This window comes from Cocleimonas sp. KMM 6892 (assembly GCF_035798195.1).
In the GTDB taxonomy this organism is placed as follows: Bacteria; Pseudomonadota; Gammaproteobacteria; order Thiotrichales; family Thiotrichaceae; genus Cocleimonas; species Cocleimonas flava.
Map to the genome: position 1 here is coordinate 355,280 of NZ_JAPFBV010000005.1, position 18,874 is coordinate 374,153.

Annotated in this window: 13 protein-coding genes; 5 read left to right on the forward strand and 8 right to left on the reverse strand. The window is 40.5% G+C overall.

The window, feature by feature from the left end:
* Positions 1–242 precede the first annotated feature (242 nt).
* From OO007_RS15500 to OO007_RS15510, 3 genes are all read left to right on the forward strand, one after another.
* Positions 243–1,145: a formylglycine-generating enzyme family protein gene (locus OO007_RS15500; protein WP_325809475.1), complete on the forward strand. Its 903-nt coding sequence runs from the start codon at positions 243–245 to the stop codon at positions 1,143–1,145.
* 114 nt (positions 1,146–1,259) lie between these two features.
* Positions 1,260–2,423, forward strand: a complete 1,164-nt coding sequence (locus tag OO007_RS15505) for a methyltransferase (protein WP_325809476.1) — start codon at positions 1,260–1,262, stop codon at positions 2,421–2,423.
* A 153-nt stretch (positions 2,424–2,576) separates the two neighbouring features.
* Positions 2,577–2,927 carry a hypothetical protein gene (locus OO007_RS15510; RefSeq protein ID WP_325809477.1) on the forward strand — a complete coding sequence of 117 codons (351 nt, stop codon included), beginning with the start codon at positions 2,577–2,579 and terminating at the stop codon, positions 2,925–2,927.
* Positions 2,928–3,055: 128 nt separating this feature from the next.
* On the opposite strand, the gene OO007_RS15515 is transcribed toward OO007_RS15510, so the two are convergent.
* A complete protein-coding gene (locus OO007_RS15515) occupies positions 3,056–4,201 on the reverse strand; it encodes a hypothetical protein (RefSeq protein ID WP_325809478.1) in 1,146 nt (381 codons plus the stop codon).
* A 113-nt stretch (positions 4,202–4,314) separates the two neighbouring features.
* Positions 4,315–5,070 (reverse strand): pteridine reductase, encoded by a 756-nt coding sequence (locus OO007_RS15520; protein WP_131906996.1) that lies wholly within the window; start codon positions 5,068–5,070, stop codon positions 4,315–4,317.
* 29 nt (positions 5,071–5,099) lie between these two features.
* Between OO007_RS15520 and OO007_RS15525 the strand changes: the two genes are divergently transcribed.
* Positions 5,100–6,299, forward strand: a complete 1,200-nt coding sequence (locus OO007_RS15525) for a class I SAM-dependent methyltransferase (RefSeq protein WP_325809479.1) — start codon at positions 5,100–5,102, stop codon at positions 6,297–6,299.
* Between the two features lie 104 nt (positions 6,300–6,403).
* On the opposite strand, the gene OO007_RS15530 is transcribed toward OO007_RS15525, so the two are convergent.
* A complete protein-coding gene (locus OO007_RS15530; RefSeq protein ID WP_131906998.1) occupies positions 6,404–7,234 on the reverse strand; it encodes a hypothetical protein in 831 nt (276 codons plus the stop codon).
* A 220-nt stretch (positions 7,235–7,454) separates the two neighbouring features.
* On the opposite strand from OO007_RS15530, the gene ylqF reads away from it, so the two are divergent.
* Entirely contained in the window at positions 7,455–8,402 is a 948-nt protein-coding gene (gene ylqF / locus OO007_RS15535; protein WP_131906999.1) for a ribosome biogenesis GTPase YlqF, read from the forward strand.
* A gap of 93 nt (positions 8,403–8,495) precedes the next feature.
* On the opposite strand, the gene OO007_RS15540 is transcribed toward ylqF, so the two are convergent.
* The 5 genes from OO007_RS15540 to OO007_RS15560 form a co-directional block, all read right to left on the reverse strand.
* Entirely contained in the window at positions 8,496–14,231 is a 5,736-nt protein-coding gene (locus OO007_RS15540; RefSeq protein ID WP_325809480.1) for a tandem-95 repeat protein, read from the reverse strand.
* A gap of 339 nt (positions 14,232–14,570) precedes the next feature.
* Positions 14,571–15,950, reverse strand: a complete 1,380-nt coding sequence (locus tag OO007_RS15545) for an FAD-binding oxidoreductase (RefSeq protein ID WP_325809481.1) — start codon at positions 15,948–15,950, stop codon at positions 14,571–14,573.
* Between the two features lie 86 nt (positions 15,951–16,036).
* Positions 16,037–16,513 carry a hypothetical protein gene (locus OO007_RS15550; RefSeq protein ID WP_325809482.1) on the reverse strand — a complete coding sequence of 159 codons (477 nt, stop codon included), beginning with the start codon at positions 16,511–16,513 and terminating at the stop codon, positions 16,037–16,039.
* Entirely contained in the window at positions 16,494–16,745 is a 252-nt protein-coding gene (locus OO007_RS15555) for a hypothetical protein (RefSeq protein WP_131907003.1), read from the reverse strand. The genes OO007_RS15550 and OO007_RS15555 overlap by 20 nt, the downstream gene beginning before the upstream one ends.
* A 103-nt stretch (positions 16,746–16,848) precedes the next feature.
* Positions 16,849–18,873 (reverse strand): transglutaminase TgpA family protein, encoded by a 2,025-nt coding sequence (locus OO007_RS15560; RefSeq protein WP_325809483.1) that lies wholly within the window; start codon positions 18,871–18,873, stop codon positions 16,849–16,851.
* Between the last annotated feature and the right edge of the window lies 1 nt (position 18,874).

An 18,874-nucleotide genomic window follows, 5' to 3' on the forward strand; every position in this document is an offset into this window, starting at 1 on the left:
AATTATGGGGATTCGATTACAACTCTCAAGGATACAACCTAAAGATTTGTAAAACCCAAAGCCGAGATTGTACACACTTGCTATGGCTCTTGCATAATGTTCTTACTAAATTATAAAATTTAATAGAGAAAATAAAAATTCGATTCTAATCAATATTTATATCTGTTTATTGATCTAACTCTTGAATTCTCTTCAAAACTAAAGCGATAATATAAGTATTTATTAATATAGCTTGTTTTTATATGTATTCTTCAACGACACCAGAGACAGCAGATAGCCACTTAAATTCTAGCAAGTTTTTGCCAGAGCTTAATCAAAATGAGATTAAAGCGCTGCAACAAGATACGGCGAAGAAATTTAATCTATCCCCCTACTTTGCTGATGACTTAAAGATCGGCGGCAAAGGGCCTGAGCTAGCTATTATCCCTGCTGGCCAATATGAAATGGGATCGAACCGTGATGAATTCGGTCACTCCGTTAACGAATACCCCCAGCACTACACGCGTATTACTCAACCTTTTGCGATTGGTCGTTTTACCGTAACCGCCGAAGAGTTTGAAAAATTTCGCGAAGATACAGAATGGTTTTTGCGGAATGATTTAATTTGGTCCGAAGGAAGAAAACCGGTAATTAATATTCGTATGGCGGATGCCGCGTTATACCTAAAATGGCTCAGCGATCAAACGGGAAAACGTTACCGATTACCCACAGAGTCTGAATGGGAATACGCTGCCCGCGCAGGTACAAATTCAGCATTTCATTTTGGCGACGAAGTCACTTGTAAGGAAGTGCATTTTCATTCGCTATTTCCCTACAATGAAGCGAAAAAGAAGAAGCGCTGGTTTTTACCTTTATGTTCACCCATGGCAACCGCTTTAGAAGTGGGATGCAAACCACCCAATAACTGGGGCTTACATGAAGTGCACGGCAACGTCTGGGAGTTTACCAGCACACCTTGGCGTGATTCTCATGTTAATAGCAATCGAGATGGCTCTAATGACTCTGGCTTTATTAGCTCTGCGATTGTTACCAAAGGCGGCTCATGGTTCGATGAAGCGATCCACGCACGCAGTGCCGCCAGAAAAAAACGCTTATATGATGAAATGGACACCAATCTCGGTTTTCGTGTTGTAAGAGATTTATAAAATACCTGTCATTCCATTTTTAGACTACAATTCCCCGATCTAATCTAGAGCAAAGCTAGGGCTAAATCAGAACTACACCAAGCCTTATCTGAGTAAAAATCGTCAAGGATAATCGTGGAAACATTAAATATTCATTCGGGTGAATTCCAGCTGGAACGCCTGCCAAAAATCAAAAACGATACCTTACGTGGCTGGGATGCCGCCGATGAGCTTTTAATAGAAACAGTGCTTACTGACTATTCTCATCTTTTAGTCACCCCCCCACTTATAGCCAATGATTCTTTTGGCGCTCTTGCATTAGCCTTTAATGAATACTCGGTGCATAGCTGGTCTGATTCATTTATCTCACACCTTGCCACTACGCATAACCTATCTCTCAATAAAATCTCTGCTAGTCCCGTATTAATTCCATCGACAAAAGAACCAGAAGGAAAGTACGATCTGGTTTTGATTAAAATACCCAAGACTTTATCGTTGCTGGAAGATCAACTGTGCCGACTTAAGCCACATATACACCCTGAAACGGTGATTATCGGCGCAGCCATGAGCAAACATATTCACACCTCGACACTCAAGCTGTTTGAAAAAATTATCGGTACTACAACGACTTCGCGCGCAACCAAAAAAGCGCGATTGATTTATGCACAGAATGACCAACAAAATATCGTCGTTTCTCCCTACCCGAAAACCATCAAAGATGAATCATCTGGAATAAATCTACAAAATTTTGCCAATGTATTTGCCAATGATCATCTGGATATCGGCACACGCTTTTTTCTTGAGACAATTAAAAAGCATTTAAACCAACATGGAGAATATGCCGAGCAAGCACCTAATATCATTGATTTAGGCTGCGGCAACGGAATACTTGGAATTGCGGCGAAACAATTAATACCCCATGCAAAAATCAGTTTTACTGATGAATCTTACGCTGCAATAGCTTCTGCAAAAATTAACTACAGTAACGAAACAATCGATGAAAATACTGACGATGCAGAGTTTGTAATGAGTAACAGCCTCGATCAATTTCAAGGCAATGCACCTGATCTGATTCTATGCAACCCACCGTTTCATCAGGCACATGCCGTCGGCGACCATATTGCCTGGACCATGTTTAAACAAAGCCAGCAAAAGTTACAAAAAAACGGTGAACTCTGGGTAGTCGGAAATCGACACCTTGCCTATCACATTAAACTAAAGAAGCTTTTTGGTAATTGCCAGACGGTCGCCAGTAATAAGAAATTTGTGATCTTGGTCGCCACAAAGAATAAAAAATGACACCCCCCACCTTTGAGGCATATTTTTAAGGCTTCGCTTGGCTTGATTTTTTATTTGTTCTTTTACTCAGGTCATTTGATTTGCTTAACATTCACCTTATACTAAAAGGTGCGCAAACAAACATAACACCCTTTCTTTTTGATAACTAAGCTTATGAATAACACTAACAATAATACAAACATCTGTTTTGTCTTTAGCCAGCAAACTCTGGATATTGCCATAGACGAATGGGTCGAGGAACGCAGCGAAAGCAGTCCTGCCAAAAAGGAAGCATTCATGATCACCAAAGCTGCATTGCCCTGGTTTATGCGTCATTTAAATCAAAGCGGCTCCATTTATATGTTCAGCGCAGAAGATATGAAGAATGAAATCGAGAGTTGGAAAAAAGCGCAATTCACTGCATTCCCAAAGAGAAAGAAACGCATAGAAGAAACCTGCGATCTATTAATAAGTTTTTTCGAATCCGATCTTATTGAAACGCACAAAATGACGGTTAATGCCTAACACCATACATACATACATACATACATACATACATACATACATACATACATACATACATACATACATACATACATACATGCATACATAACTAACAAAGACGACTAACAAAACAATGCCTTTCAGGTACCTTAGCCAGCACTATGCCTAACGATTGCGATTGTTCTTGGCAAATAAACATCAGCAATATGTGTAGATTCAATCTCCAGCTTTAGCTCTGGTAATAGTTTTTGATGAGTAAAATACGCTTCGGGTAATTCACCCTCTCTGCGTACTTCAGAAACCATCTCAATTGATAGCGGTAATAAAGTTGGGTCAACGTCTACGAGGGTTTCAGTGGGTAAATTATTCAGCGTAAATGACAGCGATTCACCTTGTTTCAGCGTTTTATTCAATCTATGTTGATAATTTCGCGTATTTTCCGCAACATCTTTGTCGTCATCACCTCCTTTTACCCCAATAAGCTTCATTGGCTCTTCACCAAACGCGTCTATTTTAACGTCCAAAGCATACTCACCCGGTTTTACTTCATACAAGGTATAGTGAAAATCCAGATCTCGCTGCAACGATAAACGCGTCAAGTCATCCAAATCGATTTTGTGCGCATGCGTTACGCTACAATTCAGCACTGACATCCATGCAGATGAATATTCTTTTAAATAACCACAGTATTCGCTGTGCCCATGTTCGTCTTCGAGATTCACACTTACTCGTTTATTGATATAGGACTCAAGAATGGGGTCGTACTCATTACCGCTAGAAGATAGCGCTGTGGTACCCATTTTTTTAATGTAATCGCCCTGTGTAGAAAGCACACCACCCGAACCTTTCATACGACTTAAAAACACATTCAACGCTTCACCAATCGCATCATTAAATACATTAAAAAAGATCCGTAATTTACGCGACGAGCGATGTAAAAAGTCAGGGTTAGAAACCCTTGCCACTTCTTTAGCTCGCTTTAATTGATTCTTTTCGGATAACTCACCGTGATTTCTGAAAATCGTGCGAATTTTATCAATATCAGCCCCATAGAAAATGAACGAATTGATAGGATTACCCAAAGCATTAGAGGCCGAGCGAGAAAAGTGTAGCTCCATACCATTCGAATAAATATTCGTTTTACCCCAGACTTTCTTGCCGCTTTGCATTTCAATGGTGGAATGAAAACCCTGCAAATCTTTAAGCACTCGGTCTTTATTACTCCATTTCAGCACATTGGATAACAACGCACCGAGAAAAATAAATCCGATGGTTAAGAGAAAAATACTGTCCATATAGAATTACTGCCCGTTTTAATGTGTTTTTTATCTGTTAAATGGCTTATAGCCACATTGAAAGTCACCCCCCTACTTTGGGGGCTTTTTTTAAAACATGTTTAAGTATGATTTTATTGATTCAACAATCGCCCGCCATCCACGGGAATGATATGTCCGGTTATGTAGTCTGCCTGAGTAACCAAAAACATAATCGTATTTGCGATATCTTCCGCTGATCCTGTCTTATTCAAGCTGGTTTTATCCAGTATCGATTGGTGTTGGGCTTTCATTTCTGGACTATCGTCATCATCCTCTGGCCACAAAATCGCACCTGGTGAGACGCCATTCACTCTAATGTCTGGCCCCAGTTCTTTGGCTAATGATTTAGTCAGCATCGCCAAACCTGCTTTCGCCGAACAATAAACGGGGTGGTCTTTTAAAGGACGCTCACTATGAATATCAACCATGTTCACGATACAGCCCTGTACCTTTTTTAAATGAGGTGTGGCAGCTTGAGATAAAAACAAAGGGGCTTTCAGGTTGCTCGCCATTAAATTATCCCAATCAGATTCTTTAATCTCTCCCACTTTTGTCGGATAAAAACTCGAGGCATTATTGATTAATATATCCAGCCTTCCCGTTTTACTGATTATTTGATCAATCATGCTTTGCAAGGAATCTATATCGGCTAATTCTGCTTGCTGCATCAAACAGGAATTTTCACGCATGGCATTGAGTTCATCACAAAGCGCTTTGGCGTCATTCGCGGAGTTGCGATAATGCACAACCACGGTGGCACCTTGTTGGTGCAAAGCACGAACCGTTACAGCGCCAATTCGTCGAGCTGATCCAGTTACCAGCGCTACTTTCCCCTGCAATAATTGCATAGTCATTAATCCCTATATACTCTACGCTCATGAAACACGTTCAGAGTTTACCAGAACCTTCCGCAGATGCCTTGGAACATAGCGAAAAGTTAGTCGCTAGCATAAGAAACGCAATCATAAGCAATGGTGGTAGCATTAGTTTTAAACGCTATATGGAAATGGCTTTATACGAACCTCGTTTGGGTTATTACGTCGCAGGCACTCACAAAATTGGTGAACAGGGAGATTTTACAACTGCACCGCAAATATCACCGTTATTTTCACAGTGTATTGCGAATCAATGTGCCGAGGTCTTAAAGTCAATACACACAAAAAAAGCCTCCAAAGTGGGGGGGTGCATTTTAGAATTTGGCGCAGGCACGGGTATTATGGCTGCCGAAATCCTATTGGAACTTGAAAAGCAAAACAGCTTACCTGAGACTTATTTCATTCTCGATCTGAGTCCCGAATTACAACAGCGCCAGAAACAAACGATTGAATCAAAAGCGCCACATTTACTGACCAAAGTCACTTGGTTAACCACCCTGCCCAAACACTTCTCAGGCATCGTGTTAGCCAATGAAGTATTAGACGCCATGCCCGTTGATGTATTTACCCAACATGGAGACATCGTCTACGAACATCATGTCATTTGGCAGGATGATGCGCTTCTCGAACAATTAAGACCTGCGACTGAAACCAATAAGGCACTTCATGATCGCGTATTACGTTTGAATATCCCTAAAGAAGCGACTCCTTACACATCAGAAATCAATTCACATATAACGCATTGGCTAAAATCAATCGCTGAAATCATAGAAGAAGGATTGGTGCTTTTGATCGACTATGGATACCCACGCAAAGAATATTATTTGGCAGAGCGCAATAAAGGCACTTTGATTTGCCATTATCAGCATTTAGTGAACGAGGCACCATTGCTACATATTGGCTTACAAGACATCACTGCCAGCGTTGATTTTACAGCAGTTGCAGAAGCTGCTGACTTCTCTGCATTGGAGGTTGCAGGGTTTACTTCTCAAGCGTGTTTTCTGGCGAATACAGGTTTAGAAGAATATTTCAAACACGCTTTGGAAAATAATTTAGATGATCAATACGCACTCGCACAACAGATACGTACGTTAACGCTCCCCGCAGAAATGGGGGAACGTTTTAAATGTATCGGATTAACGAAAAACTATCCACATCAGCTATGCGGCTTTAAAGATTTTGATCAGCGCTATCGACTGTAAGTATTCCAATGAGACATTAGTAGCAAAAAATGGCTAATGCTACTTTGTAGTAGTTGTAATCTTTCTAGCATTACAATTACACCATTAAGATACAAAGCTTTAATTTAACTAATATCAGTAGGTCCATTACTTTCGTCATACATAACATGTAACACCGTTTCTTCTCGGTGAATACGTGTTTCTAATAGCTTACCTAAGTGAGTAAACTCTTTGATGAATTCACTGCGATTTCTTTCATTCACAGGAATATGAGGACTTTGTGTTATCGAGAAGAAAATTTCTATAGAGATATTCTTCATCTCGAGGTTTAACTCGTTAAACGCTCTTTCACGCTTCGGGTATTTGAGCTGAATGAAAGTTCTAAGGTACGAGTAAAGTTCCTTATCCGCTTTATGAAAATGGGCTTTAATTTTAGATGAAAAGGCTTCCAGCCTACCTGCCGCTGCACTGTATTGCTCAGCTTCCGCGTGTTTCATCATCTCCTTATAAACAAACAATAATTCGGCCTGCTCTTCTTCAAGCGTTTTGATTAAACTGTAATCATAAGGGGGGAGTTTTTTAGGGCTTGGAACAGCATTAGCTTCAGCGTTTTTATGCTTATTTTCTTCTGTGTTTTCTTTAGCTGCTTCGGCTTTTTTTGAGCCTGCGTCTAACATCTTTAAGTTATTATCGCTAACCGCTTTATTAATTGATTTATATTCTGCTTCTTCTTTATCAATTTTCGCCTGCTCATGAGTAGAGAACATTTTTTTAACATCGATTTCTTGCACCAGAAATTCTTTCAGCTTTATTTCTGTCGCCAATAATTCTTTTAACTTTTTAATTTCAATTTCTTGAGCAAGGAATTTTTTCAGATGCTTAGTATCTATCTCTTTATCTAAAACATCGTGAAGATCTATTTCTTTAGTAAGGATTTCTTTCACTGAATCTAACATTTTGTTCTCTCTCACTGGGGTTGTGATAATTTTTATTATTACTTGGTAACAGTTCTCCTCCTAATCTACCATAATCACCCTATCATTTTTAAACCGCTAGACTAATGGTAGAAGTATTTATGAACCTATAGCTCCTACCCTGCTATTCAAAGTGACATTTGTAGATTGGCGTGTAAAATGGTCTGATTCGATCTAAAAATATGGACAGCACAATAACAATATGAAAATTCAATGGTTTCCCGGCCATATGCACAGGGCCAGTAAAGAAATACGTGAAAAGCTTCCAGAAATGGACTTACTCATAGAAGTGCTCGATGCACGTTTGCCAGGTTCTAGCGAAAACCCAATGATCGCGGCTATTCGTAATAGTTCGACAAGAGACATTCCCTGCATCAAGATTTTTAATAAAAGTGACTTGGCAGACCCAGAATTAACTGAAAAATGGCAAGCCTATTACGAGCGCGATAAAGGTATTAAAACCCTTTGCGTCTCTCGTGAGCAACCCGAAAAAATCAAACAAATCTCAAGCCTATGCCGAAAAATGGTAACCATTAGCGACGCTAGAGATAGAGAAATTCATGCGATGATTGTAGGCATTCCTAATGTCGGAAAATCAACCATCATTAATACCGTAACAGGTCGGACCATTGCCAAAACAGGTAACGAAGCAGCCGTTACAAGACAACAACAACGCATTAAAATCAATGATGATGTGGTTCTTTTCGACACCCCTGGACTTTTATGGGGAAATATTAATAACGAACACAGTGGATATCGATTAGCTATCTCAGGCGCCATAAAAGACACAGCGTTTGAGAGTGATGATGCAGCATTTTATTTAGCCGAATACTTAATCAAACACTACCCTGAATTATTGACAAAGCGTTATGAGCTTTCAGAGTGCCCACAAACAGAAATTGAACTCATTGAGATCATTGGACGTCAAAGAGGCTGCTTACGCAGTGGTGGACAAGTTGAAATAGATAAAGCCTGTAAGATCCTGATCAATGAATTCCGATTAGGAACTCTGGGTAGAATAACACTCGAAGAGCCAATTTCTTTTGAGAATGAAAATATCACCGCACAGGCTGAATCTGAAAAGAAAATAGAAGATAAAAAGGCGACTAAAGCTGAACGTAAAAAACGCTGGAGAAAGAATCGTAAATAAATAACTTAATCAGAATCTAATTTAATAATTTTAACTTTCTCCAGGCAAAAAAAACGCAACCCGAAGGCTGCGTAATAAACACTCTAATGTAATTTATTCTGGTTGAGGCTGGGATTCTGGAATTAAGGACGCCTGAACTGTTTCTGTTTCAATTCTAACATCATCATCAGTACTTATACTCAGATTAAAAGTTCTCACCCCCATCCAATCAGGTGGATTTAACTGACTATAAGACGTTACCTCTATAGGTATAAAGCCCCACGTTTCACCGGCAGGTATAACAACACTTGATGAAGTTGCTTCATAATCTGTTCCCGCCACAGCCGTTCCATCAGAAGTTACATAATTGATAGTAAGATCATTAGTATAAGCTTGGTTTAAGTTTATAGAAAAGTAAGCAATACCATCTTGCCCGATGAGGTATGTGTATGAATCAAAGACTGAAAAAGAATAGTCACCAGGTATCGGTTGTGGTGTGCCACACAGACTAGTGCTTCCTTCACTACCAGTACATACAGAAATATTAACAGTAACCGAATCTATAGCATTTGTTGCTGTAATCGCACCACTCCACCCATCATTGTATGGATAGTCGCCTAAGACTGTTACAACACCTGTAGAGCTTATTTCAAGCCACTCTGGCACAGGCAAAGAATTCCAATACGGGCCAACCTCTAGCGCCCAACTAGTAGCCTCTCCCCCTATGTTATAAACAGAAAAGTCGGTTGAAATCGAATCAACAGTGAAAGGAAGCCTATAGAAAGTAAATCCAAACCCTGGAGGAGCATCAGTAGTGCTAGGATCAAAAACAGAATAGTTAATTGTTACGGAATCTGTAATACCATCTATTGAATCTGTTCCTTGTACAGTGACTGAGAAGTTTCCTACTTCTGTTGGCACACCCACTAATTCAGACAGTGTTCCATTGATTGCTTGTAGTGAAATCCCATCAGGAAGTGCACCAGAAGTAATTGTGTAAATCACGTCCGCCTCTAGAGTGGTTGGTCTTATTTGAATACGTGCTGATGGATTATTAATCAGAGCATTAACATTTACAGGACCCTCAACATCATTTGCAACAATATTCAGTGGACCGGTTTCAGCTAACGTTAGATCTACTTCAACCTGACCGCTAGTTGCAGTTGTACATACTGAATTACTTGTTACTACTTGAGTTTGAGACATACTCCATTGAGCCTTATAACAGACTTCACAAGAAGCAGGGACAATTAGACTTTTTGTAATACCGACAGTAGCGGTAGTGTTGACTGTTGCTTTCCATCCAACACGACAAGATGAACTTGCATCTGCAATCAGAGTAACTGAAGCATTTTCAGCTTCAGCGCTTAACACCGTAACATTAGCTGTTGCGCTATTCATAATCGCATCAGCATTCCACCAAGTGAAATGGCTTACAGCAGCTTGTAAAGCCAAACCTGTAGGTGAAGCCTCAGATTCAACAACAATTCCAAATCCTTCTTGTTCCCATATTCCAGTAGTTTCATTCAATGACCATAGAGGAATAGTTTGCGGATCAAAGCTACTGGCTTCAATAGGTGAGCCATCTTGGTAAGTGGTAATGTAGATTGGAATCAGTATTTCAACCAATGTTTCTGGCGCCAATTCTAATTCTTGACCATTTTGAGTAAATTTATATTCAACCGTACCAAAACTGATGATTGGTGTTTCGCCGCCAAATTCTATAATTCCCGTGAACTCACCAGGGAATGCTGCCAAACTTGAAGGGTTAGATACATCAACGGGGGTTATAGTTACTTCAATATCACCAGTAACTTCTGCTCCACCATTTGGATATCGAAAATCACCAGGATTTAATGTAACAGAAGCACCATCAATGCCAGTAATCACTCCGCCCGAGCCTGCATCAAATGTTTGAACAGCACCCCGTTGAATCATAGTGAAATCAAGACTGATCTGCTCTCCAGCTAACGGAGCTTTTATAGGAGACACTTGCGTAGCATAACCTTCTTTATTCAGCGTTAACACATACTCCTGATCCGCTGATAACGCCATGCTAGCATTTCCACTAGCGTTTGACTGCTCGGTCCCTGCTGAAGTTGTCACACTTACGTCACTTACTACAGCACCATCTGCTGTAGTAATTCTGACATTGACTATTGCATCATCAACATAACCTGAAGGTCTAGCTAATTTCTGAGTCCAGTAGTTCGTATATTCAGAATCTGCATTTGCAGCAAACGCTAAACCGACCTCTCTTACATCAGCATTCATCATACTTTCACAATGGCCGGTGGTACTAGCTAACCAAGCATCAATCGCTTTTTGGGCTGTATCCCTATTAGTTCCTGCGGTTATATTTTCTGCTAAATTAGTCCATTGATAATCATAAGTTGCGACTCTGTCTTCTGCACTACTTGGGCCTGGGACTTCCAAATCAGACCCTGTCCAATCAGAAGCAGTACCCGAACCCTCGTGTGAAAAAGTATCACTGATCGCCATATCCTGACTATGCTCGTACGCAGCTCTATAAAGCTTATCACTCCATGTTAGAGGAGATACTGCAGGATACAATACTTGCTCTTCTCCACAATATTGTGGCTCAGCTCTCGCTGTGTTTATCACATTGAGGTAGTCGTCAATTTGCGCTTGAGAAAGCTCAGGAATTATTCTGGCAACTTCATTGATAGTTATTTCAATATCAGCCTCTATTCCATCACCAAACTCGTTAAAATAATAAATGTAAACAATACCTGAACTCGCTACATTAGGATCTATTTCTTCCTCATCCTCGAAGCGGAAACTCTCAATATCATAGGTATAGGAATCATTTGTATTATCGAAAAGCTCACCATTTTCATCATAGATAGTGATTTGCGACTCTATATAAGCATAGAGGTCACTTGCATCATCATAGGCACCAGCTTCTATTTCAAGTGGTTGAGCAAAACCAAAAACCATTGTGCTGGGGCTAGAAGCAGCTGGCAGAACTGTAATAGTTGCGGTATCTGTTGCAGTGGCTCCTTTATCATCAGTCACAGTCAGGGTAAAGGTTATATCTCCAAGTACCGCATTAGTTGTATCAAAAACAAACTCTTGAGAACTTGAATAATTTGAGTTTCCACTGAGAGCCCACTGATAGCTAACAATTTCACCATCTAAATCACTACTTTCTATTCCGCTTAACGTAACCTGTTCGCCCCTCACTACCTCAACAGCACCATTTACATTGGCTATAGCAACAGGCTCATCATTCACAGAGTTAACAACAATACTTACTGTTGCTTTGGAACTAGCTTGACCATCAGTGACTGCGAAAGTAAAACTGTCCGTTCCTGAGAAATTTGCCTCAGGTGTGTAAGTAAGGTTAGGTGGCGTTCCTTCTAGAGATCCATTAGCCGGTTGTGTTTCAACCGTAAACTCCAATGCTTCAGAATCAACATCAGTTGCATTTAATTCTACTGCACTACCTGACGAATCTTCTTCTAGGGTGATTGTCTTAGTTTCTGCAACCGGTGCATCATTCACATTATTTACAGTTATTGTCACAGTTGCCGATGAATTAGCAAAACCGTCACTTACGGTGTAAGTAAAGCTATCTGTGCCATAAAAGTTGCTATTCGGCGTGTAATTAATGCTTGCACCACTTCCAGTAATGTCACCATTTTCAGTGCTGGAAGGATACGAATACTGCAATGGATCATTCTCAGCATCTGTTGCATTTAGTGAGATGCCATTATTGCTAGAATCTTCCTCGATAGTAATGTTAACCGCAGAAGCAACTGGTGAGCTGTTGGTGACAACTACGGTTAAATCGCGTGTGATCACTCCATTGTATGGATCAGTTACAGATGCCTGGACAGTGTAAGAACCCGGAGTGTTTGTGTTCGCACTAGAGGTATTAAAAGAAGCTTCGGTTGAAATTGTGGTTTCTCCATTTCTTACCGATGAATTCCCCTCAAGTAACTGGGTTAATTCCGACACAGAAATATTACGAGGAACAGAAACAGTCGCAGAATTAAAAACTATTTGATAAGGCTGTGGCAGATTAACTGTAACAATCAATGAATCACTTGCTTCAGCGCCATCATCATCAGTTACAGTAAGCGTAAGTTCATGAGCACCAATAGAGGTTGGGGTATATACAAATTCATTGGTAGTCGCTAATTCATTGCCTTCAGCACCTGTCCAAACATAGGATGCAATGCCACCATCAGAGTCAGAAGCTGTGCCTACTAATGTGATTGTTGAGTTAATCAATACCGACGTGTCTTCTCCTGCAATGACCGTCGGAGGTACGTTCTCAGCTTCCTGGACTTGCACTTCACGTGTAACAGGTTCTGCCTCATTATTTGATGAGTCAATTGCTGTGTAGGTTATGATGTAAGTGCCAGCTTGTGTTGTGTCTAGTTGTGAGTAATCGACGTCGTAGCTTAACTCAGTATCGTAATTATCGGTAATTGTTGCGCCCTGCTCTTCATAGGCTGCAGGCACCTCACTTGTATCAACTTCTATAACGTGAGGGTTTGCTCCATCAAGTTCTATTTCAGGTGGTGTCGTATCCACGACATTCACTTCTCGCTCAACGATTGTTGAGTTTTCAGCAGCATCAGTTGCAGTGTAAGTAAGCGTGTATGTGCCTAACACACCCATGTTTACCTCACCATCGACAATTACATTAACGACTTCATCACGATTGTCTGTAGCGGTATATCCTTCATCTCCATAAACGACACCACCACTAGTATCCACTTCAATCTGATCAGGGTTATTACCTAAAAGCGTTAAGGTTGGAGGTTCATTATCAGTCCCCTCTACAACAATAACTGCTCGTGTAGCAGTGGCAGTGTTTCCAGCTATATCCGTTGCTTCATAGGTAACCGTAAACTCACCAACCTCTGAGGTGTCGATAATATCCGAACCATCAACAGCAGTTGCTGCCACTTCGCCATCGGTATCATCCAAGGCTGTTGCGCCATCATCATTATATTGAGTGCCCACAACGATAGTTAACGGGTTTTGACCTGTTACTGAAATTACTGGTGGTTCATTATCAGTTACCTCATCAGTATTTACCCAATCAGGAAGCTCGCTCATGTCGCCGCTGTTTGGCGGATTGCGCACACCCAGTGACTTTAGATTATTGGATAAGGCATCTAGAAGACCGCTTTCCCCTGCTTTAATAGCGATGTTATTAAAAACATTAACACCAGAACCATTAAACTGGGCATCATCGGCAAAATCATCTGTTAAAGATTGCAAGTCATCATTATTCGAACCATTAGCTAAAAAAGCCCCCGTGAATAACAATAGATTGGCATTATCTCTTCTAAAACTGCCATTCCCACGAAGCAAGTCCAGCTGCTCTACTCCGCGACTGCTATTGCTACTGACACGATTTAAATTAAATAACTGTTTTATCTCTGTTTGAGTGTCACGCCACGCCCTGCTAATGCTTTCCCCTTCAGCGACTTGAGCACGAATTCTTGCAGCAGCCAAATGTGTAAAAAGGTTAATGTTAGCAGTGTCAAAACGACGATCTTTATTTGTGATTACATTTAACGTTATTTCATTACTGCTTTCACTATTATTGTACTCATCAAAGTATTGGCCTGTCGCTATTAATTCAGTCCAGCCACTCCATTCAATTCTATCAACCAGAAACTCACCCTGAGTACCCGATATTTGAGTATTTAGCGTAGTTGATGATATAGGAGAAGATTGAGAATCTAACTGTGTAGCTGATACCCTGGAGCCTTCTTTGAAGGGCCCTTTTTGAGCTGATCCAGATATATTACAAGCAGTTAAAGTAACACACAGTGTTACCAATCCAAGAGTACGAAAAAGCATGGGCGCATATCCTTTGGTTTGTATTTACTATTGTTTCTAGTTATCTGGTTTTAATCTTTCAGCATTAAAACCGGCTGTTTATCTTCCTTGTAATAACCAGCTTATTATTTTAGAAAATCTGATGCATGGGGGGTTCATCAGTTCTTCTTATGACAGACAAAAGAACATTTTTTAAAAAAATAGTCAAGCCTAAGAAATACACACCAATCAAAAAGCAAGTCTAGCTTCCTTGCAATTTGTTGGTATGCATAGGTTTCAGGAAATTTTAAAAATATAAAATAAATTAATTGACTACTTATTTTTTTATATTTTTGATAAATAGATAGATTAATTATGTAGTTAGAATATCTTTCCTGGATTGATAATCCCTTTAGGATCGAATATTTTTTTCACTGAAGCCATTAACTCCACTTCTTCTTTTGAACGTGAATATTTTAGGTAATTTTTCTTGATTATGCCTATGCCATGCTCCGCCGAAACACTACCGTTCATCTCTTTGGTTACTTCAAATATGTCTGGATTTACCTTTGAGCACTGTTCAAAAAATTCAGATACTTCCATCGAATCTGGCTTTAAAATATTCAAATGCAAATTACCGTCTCCGATATGGCCGTACCAAAGCACTTTAAATTCGGAATAATTCTGATTGACTGCTTGTTCCACCTTATCAAGATACTCTGGTACCTTTGAAATATTCACCGAAAGGTCATTTTTATAAGGTGTGTAAGCTGAAATTGTTTCTGAGATATCTTCTCTTAGGCGCCATAAATCTTTTGCTTGTTGCAAGCTTTGACTCATAACTCCATCGACCACCCAGCCCTCTTCTGCACAAGCCTCAAAGGCTTGCAAGGCGCTTTCTTCCTTACTTTCGTGATCAACTTCAAATTCGATTAAGGCGTAATACGGCGCTTCCGTATCAAACGGTCTGGCATAACCTTTATCATTTACCATCAACGATAATGTATCTTCAGAGAAAAATTCAAACGCACTCAACTCGATAGTATTCTGGAACGTTTCGAACACCTGCATCAATGCTGGAATGTCTGTCACACCAAGTACAAACACGGTTAAATTCTTTGGGATATTCGTCAAACGCATCGTCGCTTCAGTAATAAACCCTAGCGTTCCTTCTGCGCCAATAAACAAATGTCGGAAGTCGTAACCGGTCGCGTTTTTAACCAGACCGTGATTCAAATCCAGAACCTCGCCAGCACCCGTCACTACTTTTAGTCCCAGCACCCAATTACGCGTCAGACCATAACGAACGACCTTGATGCCACCCGCATTTGTAGAGATATTTCCACCCAGTTGACTGGAACCCGATGAACCAAAGTCGACAGGGTAAAACAGATTATTTTCTTCAGCAAAATTTTGTAATTGTTGAGTAATCACACCAGGCTGACAAACCACGCTTCGATCTATCGAATTAAAATCCAGTATTTTATTCATTCGATCAAACGACACGACGATCTCTTTATTCATCGCAACCGCGCCGCCACACAAGCCCGTTCTGCCGCCAGAAGGAACCAATGCAACCCCCTCTTCATTAGCCATTTTTACCAAAGCTTGAACCTCTTCTGTAGAGGTAGGAAAAACGATTGCCAAGGGGTCAGGGGTGTAAACCTGAGTCCAGTCTTTGCCGTAATTCTGTAACGAATCTTCGTCTGTTAACACTCTCTCTGGAGTGAAAATATCGTTTAATTGTTGGAGTATATTCACGTCTAACCTATTTGATTTTTTTACTAAATTTTATGTGATGTAATTGCACTAAGAAATAGCTTATGAAGTAAGCCTAAAGAAGACAATCACACCCCCCTACTTATAGCCGTTTTTGTGACTTTAATAATAATTCCCTGAAGCCTCAATGCGACTAAAACGGCATCATGCTGGGATGTATTTAAATGAATACAAAAAGCACCTTTAAAGTAGCTATGCTGATCTAAATAACATTGATTGATATTCGGAATTTGCTTCAAGCCTTTGAATACTTTCTTGATCATTTCTGAGACTGGGAAGTCCAGAGAATCTACAAAATAGAGATTTCGGGTACTACTGACAAAATGGACTTTACCTTCTCGAAGTTTAACGAAAATAGTACGGTTATCTCTAAGCGAGGCAGCTAGTTGGGCAGTGACACCCTGATTGCTTTTCGATGAGTTCTCTAGGCTTTTGTCTAATTTTTTATCTAAGCTTTTATCTAAATGTAGCGTTTCAAAAACACCCGTTTCGAGTAATCCATCTACTTTCATCGAAGATAATCCTTCAGCCCTTCTTCTCAACATCAATGACTCGCGTAATATCATTTTTGTCAATGGCGAGGTCTTTACGGATAGAAATATTTCTCAACATGACTTCCAGACAGATCTTATCGTCAAAAGATTCATCAGTTTCGTTATCGTATTTTTCTTTGATATGCGAATACATTTCGTACTCATTGGCTGTGAATTGACCTTTCACATCAGCACATTCAGACAGTAATTGTAATACGTGTTCGCGGTCTACCAATTCAGGCATTTAATCAACAACCTCTAATTCATCCATTTGTGTAGAGTATAGAATACACCCCCCTACTTACAGGCAGTTTTTTTTAACAATTGATTAGATAAAATTTAATCTATTAACGATTGAGTTTTTTCAGCAACGACTTCATGTCATCAATATACGATTGATGCTTGCTTTGAATGGAAGGATCGTAACAAACGGAAGAATAAGCTTGAGTAAAGCGATTTATCTCGCCAGCTAAATCGGGCAATTCCTGCATGGCGAACCGACGAAACGTTTCAGGGGTTTGAGAGATGTCTCTAGTCACGCCTTTTTTAGCCATTAAATCGCAAAAGCGTCGATACAGCTGATGCTCTTCCGCCTCTGTTTCGCGCTTGCGAGCCAAGCCGAGGAACATAACCCACAGCAAAATAATACCTGCGAAGAGACCTCCGACGATTAAGCCGATCTTCTGCACTGACAGTTCACCAAACATCTTTTTCAGGAAGTTTTGTTGGGCGTTTTTATCGTAACCTAATACATGTCGACGCCACGCGTATTGGGCAGAATCTATTTTTTCACGAATGCCATCCAGCCATTTGATTTTAGACATGGAGAGAAAGTTATCTTCCAAAAAACTGCCTTCGCTTTCCATCGCTGTCTCAAGATTTTGTTCTATTCTTGAAGGTGCAACCATAGCAGTCGGATCAAACCTCACCCAACCCTGGCCTTCTAACCAGACTTCAGTCCAGGCATGTGCATCAAATTGATGTACCGCCAGAAATTGTCCTTGCTCATTCCATTTTCCACCTTGATAGCCCGTAACAACACGCGCTGGAATTCCCGCTGCGCGCATCATAAAGACAAAGCTGCCCGCATAGTGCGCGCAAAAACCTCTTTTACTGTCGATCAAGAAGTCATCAATTGAGTTTTCACTGCCTAATGTTGGTGGTCTTAAGGTGTAAAAATACTGGTCTTGTCTAAAGCGATCTAAAACACGATTTATATATTCTTGCTTACTCGCAGACGATGCCATTAAACGATCAGCCAGCAAGCGACTTTTCTGATTACCACCGTCGGGAAGTTGTAGCGCTAAATCACGATCGTAATCCGATAATTCGACGCCTCGTAGCGACTTCGGGTAACTCGTGAGTTTCAGTAGTTTAGGTTCGTTGATATCACGATAAGAAATGATGCGAAAATCTCCGCCCAAAAAGGCACGACCTTTCACCTCTAATACGGGCGTTAACGCAAATAACCAGGGTTGCCCTGATTTTTCATAAATCACTTCATATTCAACGCTGTCACCGCGTTTGACAATACTCTCTGCCACTTGTTTTTCAGACAGTCGATCATTGCCAATTTTGATGCCTTTCCCATTGGGAATATCTGATTGCGTCCAGGTTTTCCCATCAAAGTGTTGCAACACCAAACCGCGCCAGTACAACTCATTCTGACCAGGTCGCTTCCCCTCAAATTTAACGCTAAAGGCAAGATCATCAGATTGACTTAGTTCTGCGATATCGCCAGGTGTCATGCTGTCAGAGATGCCTGTTTTAGCATGCCCACTTGTTTGTGGCACTTTCCAGAAGGGTTCGAAGCGAGGCGCAAAAAAGAAGAATAAAAGCATTAACGGCAAACACAGCAATAACATCATCGATGACAATCGAAGATTTGGCAAAATGGCATAACTTTTAGATTGTTGAATCGCAATCAATGCCCCCGTCAGCACCGTCATTGAAAGCACACCGTAAAGTGCTATCAGCATCGACTGGTTATACAGAAACAACACACCGATCAGAACGAATCCGGTTAAGATCACCACCATACCATCACGACGCTGAATCACTTCCAGCGCTTTATAGGCAAAGCCAAGCATTAGCAACGAAGCCATCATATCCAGAGACACTATTTTAATGCCACTGGCTGCGAGCGCCCCTAATCCAAGCAAACCGATGATGATCTTAATAAAATTACCGGGTTGCGCGTTATGCCCTTGCATCACCCTGATTCGCCAAACAGCGGAAAATATGAGTATTGGCAATAACCAGATGGGTAAATAGAAAATCAATGGCAGCATCACCACGATCTGTGCGGCGAGCAACCACAGCATCCCTGAATAGGTAATTAGTTTGTCTTGAGGAAAACCTTTCTCAAACATT

Bases quoted from the DNA above. Each gene is read 5' to 3' on its own strand.
- OO007_RS15500 (WP_325809475.1), top strand. From the start codon at position 243: ATGTATTCTTCAACGACACCAGAGACAGCAGATAGCCACTTAAATTCT.
- OO007_RS15510 (WP_325809477.1), top strand. From the start codon at position 2,577: ATGAATAACACTAACAATAATACAAACATCTGTTTTGTCTTTAGCCAG.
- OO007_RS15515 (WP_325809478.1), bottom strand. From the start codon at position 4,201: ATGGACAGTATTTTTCTCTTAACCATCGGATTTATTTTTCTCGGTGCG.
- OO007_RS15520 (WP_131906996.1), bottom strand. From the start codon at position 5,070: ATGCAATTATTGCAGGGGAAAGTAGCGCTGGTAACTGGATCAGCTCGA.
- OO007_RS15525 (WP_325809479.1), top strand. From the start codon at position 5,100: ATGAAACACGTTCAGAGTTTACCAGAACCTTCCGCAGATGCCTTGGAA.
- OO007_RS15530 (WP_131906998.1), bottom strand. From the start codon at position 7,234: ATGTTAGATTCAGTGAAAGAAATCCTTACTAAAGAAATAGATCTTCAC.
- ylqF (WP_131906999.1), top strand. From the start codon at position 7,455: ATGAAAATTCAATGGTTTCCCGGCCATATGCACAGGGCCAGTAAAGAA.
- OO007_RS15540 (WP_325809480.1), bottom strand. From the start codon at position 14,231: ATGCTTTTTCGTACTCTTGGATTGGTAACACTGTGTGTTACTTTAACT.
- OO007_RS15550 (WP_325809482.1), bottom strand. From the start codon at position 16,513: ATGTTGAGAAGAAGGGCTGAAGGATTATCTTCGATGAAAGTAGATGGA.
- OO007_RS15555 (WP_131907003.1), bottom strand. From the start codon at position 16,745: ATGCCTGAATTGGTAGACCGCGAACACGTATTACAATTACTGTCTGAA.
- OO007_RS15560 (WP_325809483.1), bottom strand. From the start codon at position 18,873: ATGTTTGAGAAAGGTTTTCCTCAAGACAAACTAATTACCTATTCAGGG.